This is a genomic window from Parafannyhessea sp. LCP19S3_B1, from assembly GCF_052121955.1.
In the GTDB taxonomy this organism is placed as follows: domain Bacteria; phylum Actinomycetota; class Coriobacteriia; order Coriobacteriales; family Atopobiaceae; genus Parafannyhessea.
The window spans coordinates 1-3,163 of the sequence record NZ_JBQKDH010000026.1 but is presented as its reverse complement, the minus strand read 5'-3'; the positions used below and the strand labels follow the sequence as shown (position 1 = coordinate 3,163).

The following is a 3,163-nucleotide window of genomic DNA, read 5'->3' as shown; positions in this document are numbered from 1 at the left end:
ATTGGGTCTCGTGGGCTCGGAGATGTGTATAAGAGACAGCAGCGCCGCGCCCCCACGCACGAGCGCGCCGGCCCCAAACGCGCGCGCCACCACGGGCTTCGAGCGCACGAGCGACGCGAGCAGCCCCTGCGCCGTGCATGCGGCCTCCACGCGGTAGCGCACCTGCCGCGCCTGCCCGCCCGAGCCGTCCGCCGCGTCCAGGTACGTCGCGAGCCCGTCGGCCACTCTCTGAGCGCCGGCGTCGTGCGCGCCGCGCGCCCCGGCCGCCATCACGCCTCCTCCAGGCCGAGCATCGCGCTCTCGCCGCCGGCGAGCTCCGCGGCCAGCAGCTCGTAGAACGCCAGGATCACGCTCCACACGTGGTCGGAGTCCCTCCACGCCGCGCTTATGGTTATGGTCGCCTCGTCGCCCAGGCCCACGGCGCGCAGGCGGGCGTCCGGGTGGTCGCTCATGGCGCGCATCGCAAGCGCACGCGGCACGAAGCAGGCGCCCATGCCGCGCGCCGCCAGGTCGATCAGCGTCTCGGAGTTCTTGGAGTACACGCGCACCCATGGCCGCACGCCGGAGCGCTCCAGCAGTCGCCGCGAGAGCGCCCCCGGCTCGTCCGCCTTGCCCAGCATCATGAACGGGCAGCGCGAAAGCGGCGCCATGTTGCCGCGGCCCGCCTCCCGCACGGCCTCGTCCACGTTGTCGCACACGTCCCGCAAGAGACCCTCCGCCACGAGCATCACGATCTTCTCGCGGCACAGCCTGCGCACCTGCAGGCCGGGCTCGTCGTCCGGCACCGTCGCCACGGCCAGGTCCACGCGCCCCTCCTTCAGAAGGCTCACCAGCTCCTGGTTCTCGGACTCGTGCAGCAGCACGTTGATGCCGGGGTGCTCGCTCTGGAAGCGCGCGATCGTGGCGGGCATCAGCATGTGGCCGCGGGTGCTGGCCACGCCCACGCCCAGAAGGCCGCGCTCGTCGCGCGATATGTCCAGGAACTCCTGCCCCATCGTGCGGCGCAGCGCCTGAAAGCGCCGCGCGTAGCCCAGAAACACGTCGCCCGCGTACGTCAGCGTCAGCGGCACCTTGCGGTTCACCAGCCTGACGCCCAGCTCCGCCTCCACGCCCGCGATGTGCGCGGACAGCGTCTGCTGCGTCACGGACAGCCGCTCGGCCGCCTTGGTGAAGCTCTTCTCCTCCGCAAGCGCCACGAAGTAGTCCATGGTCGAGAAGTTCATGGGCCTCGCCCTCCCCCGCCCCGTGGCCTCGCGCACGCGCGGGCCGTATCACAAGTTTCTCTTGTATCGTATACCGATAATAACAGTTGGACTTACGCGTGTGACCCCCCTAACCTAAGTGCCGCATACAGGGTGGTGCGCGCCGGCGGACCGGCGCGCCTTGGGCTGCGGGGAGCGGCAACATGGTCGAGGCAGGCATTCTTCTTACGTTTGCGCTGGTGCTTCTGGCGGGCATCGTGCTGGGGGCGCCGCTTCTGCCCCTGCTGGTGTTTGGCATGCTCCTGTTTGCGAGCTACGGCCTGTGGCGCGGCTTCTCCGTGCGGGACGTGGCGCGCATGGCGGTCGGCGGCCTCAGGTCCGTCGGCAGCGTGCTCACGCTCTTCGTGCTCATCGGCGCCCTCACCGCAAGCTGGCGCGCCGCCGGCACCATCCCGGCGATCACCTGCTGGTCCGCCACGCTCGTGAGCCCCAGGAACCTCGTCCTTCTCAGCTTCCTGCTCACGTCCGGCATGTCCATGCTCGTGGGCAGCTCGTACGCGGCGGCCGCCACGGTCGGCGTCATCTGCATGACGATCGCCACCGCCATGAAGGCGGACGTCGCGCTGGTGGGCGGCGCCATCCTCGCCGGCGCGTTCGTGGGCGACCGCTGCTCGCCCATGTCCTCCTCCGCCGCGCTCGTCGCGAGCATCACCAAGACGCAGGTGTTCGACAACGTGCGCCGCATGGTCCGCACCGGCGCCGTGCCGTTCGCGCTGTGCTGCGTCGTGTACGGCATCGCGGGCATGACCAGCTCCGGCACCGCCATGAGACCGTCGTTCGCCGGCTCGTTCGCGTCTTCGTTCGACCTCGGCTGGGTCGTGATCGTGCCCACCGTCCTCATCCTCGTTCTGTCCCTGCTCAAGGTGAGCGTCAAACGGACCATGGTCGCGAGCCTGGTGGCCGCCCTTCTCGTCTGCGTCTTCGTGCAGCACGTAAGCGTCGCGGAGCTCCCGGCCATCCTGGTCTTCGGCTACCGCTGCAAGAACATGGCCATCGCGCGCATGGTCAACGGCGGCGGCGTGATCTCGATGCTCGACATCGCCCTCATCGTGGGCGTGGCGTCCACGTACTCCGGCATCTTCCGCGAGACCGGCCTGCTCCTGGGCCTGCGCGACTACGTCGACAAGGTCGCGCGCCACTCCACCCCGTTCGCGAGCGTGCTGCTCACGAGCATCGCCACGTGCGTCATCGCGTGCGACCAGGTCGTGGCGCTCATGCTCACGTGCCAGCTGTGCGAGGGCACGGAGCGCGACGGCTCCGCGCTCGCGCTCGACCTCGAGAACAGCGCCGCCATCATCCCGTCCGTCATCCCCTGGTCCACCTCGTGCGTCGGCATTGTCGCGTTCGTGGGCATGCCCATGACGAGCATCCTCTGGAACTGCCTCAGCGTCCTCATCCCCCTGTGGACGCTCGCGATCTCCATGTACCAGCACTCCCACGCCGGCTTCAGCGACACGCACACGGCGCGCCTGCTGGGCCTTGACCGCCGCGACGACGCGCGCCGCCTGGCGACCGCCGCGTAGGCGAGAAGAACCGCGCACCCGCGTCCGAATCCCCCCGGACGTGCGGCACATACGAGGGCGTCCCCGACCAACGAGCAGTGGTCGGGGACGCCTCTTGTTACGCGCGATGGCTGGCCTGCCGGGCTGGCTTAGTCAAGCTTGTGGCCGCACTCCCCGCAGAAGCGGTCGCCCGGCTCGACGGGCGCGCCGCAGTTGGGGCAGAACGATGCCTTGTGCACGACCTCCGTGGGCGCCACGGGAGCGGGGTCCGCGGGCGCCTGGTCGCCGCGGTCGAGCACCGTCGTGGGCGCGGACTCGAAGGCGTCGGACTCGGCGGCGGGCTCGGGCTCCGGCGCGACGGGCGCCTGGGCCGCAGGAGCGGTCGGCGCAGGCGCCCGT

The 3,163-nt window shown here is 70.4% G+C and carries 4 protein-coding genes; 1 reads left to right on the top strand and 3 read right to left on the bottom strand.

Translation table 11 applies throughout. The features are described 5' to 3' along the window. Both ACTQWE_RS10095 and ACTQWE_RS10090 read right to left on the bottom strand, forming a co-directional pair. A partial coding sequence (locus ACTQWE_RS10095; protein WP_441921690.1) for a hypothetical protein occupies positions 1 to 270 on the bottom strand: 270 nt, incomplete at its 3' end. Further along, entirely contained in the window at positions 270 to 1,223 is a 954-nt protein-coding gene (locus tag ACTQWE_RS10090; RefSeq protein WP_441921688.1) for a LysR family transcriptional regulator, read from the bottom strand. The genes ACTQWE_RS10095 and ACTQWE_RS10090, both read right to left, overlap by 1 nt. A gap of 182 nt (positions 1,224 to 1,405) precedes the next feature. On the opposite strand from ACTQWE_RS10090, the gene ACTQWE_RS10085 reads away from it, so the two are divergent. Beyond that, positions 1,406 to 2,785, top strand: coding sequence for a Na+/H+ antiporter NhaC family protein (locus ACTQWE_RS10085; RefSeq protein ID WP_441921686.1), 1,380 nt, complete (start codon positions 1,406 to 1,408; stop codon positions 2,783 to 2,785). 128 nt (positions 2,786 to 2,913) lie between these two features. On the opposite strand, the gene ACTQWE_RS10080 is transcribed toward ACTQWE_RS10085, so the two are convergent. Further along, positions 2,914 to 3,163, bottom strand: a 250-nt coding sequence (locus ACTQWE_RS10080; RefSeq protein WP_441921684.1) for a zinc-ribbon domain-containing protein, incomplete at its 5' end; no start/stop codon positions are given.

Bases quoted from the DNA above. Each gene is read 5' to 3' on its own strand.
- ACTQWE_RS10090 (WP_441921688.1), bottom strand. From the start codon at position 1,223: ATGAACTTCTCGACCATGGACTACTTCGTGGCGCTTGCGGAGGAGAAG.
- ACTQWE_RS10085 (WP_441921686.1), top strand. From the start codon at position 1,406: ATGGTCGAGGCAGGCATTCTTCTTACGTTTGCGCTGGTGCTTCTGGCG.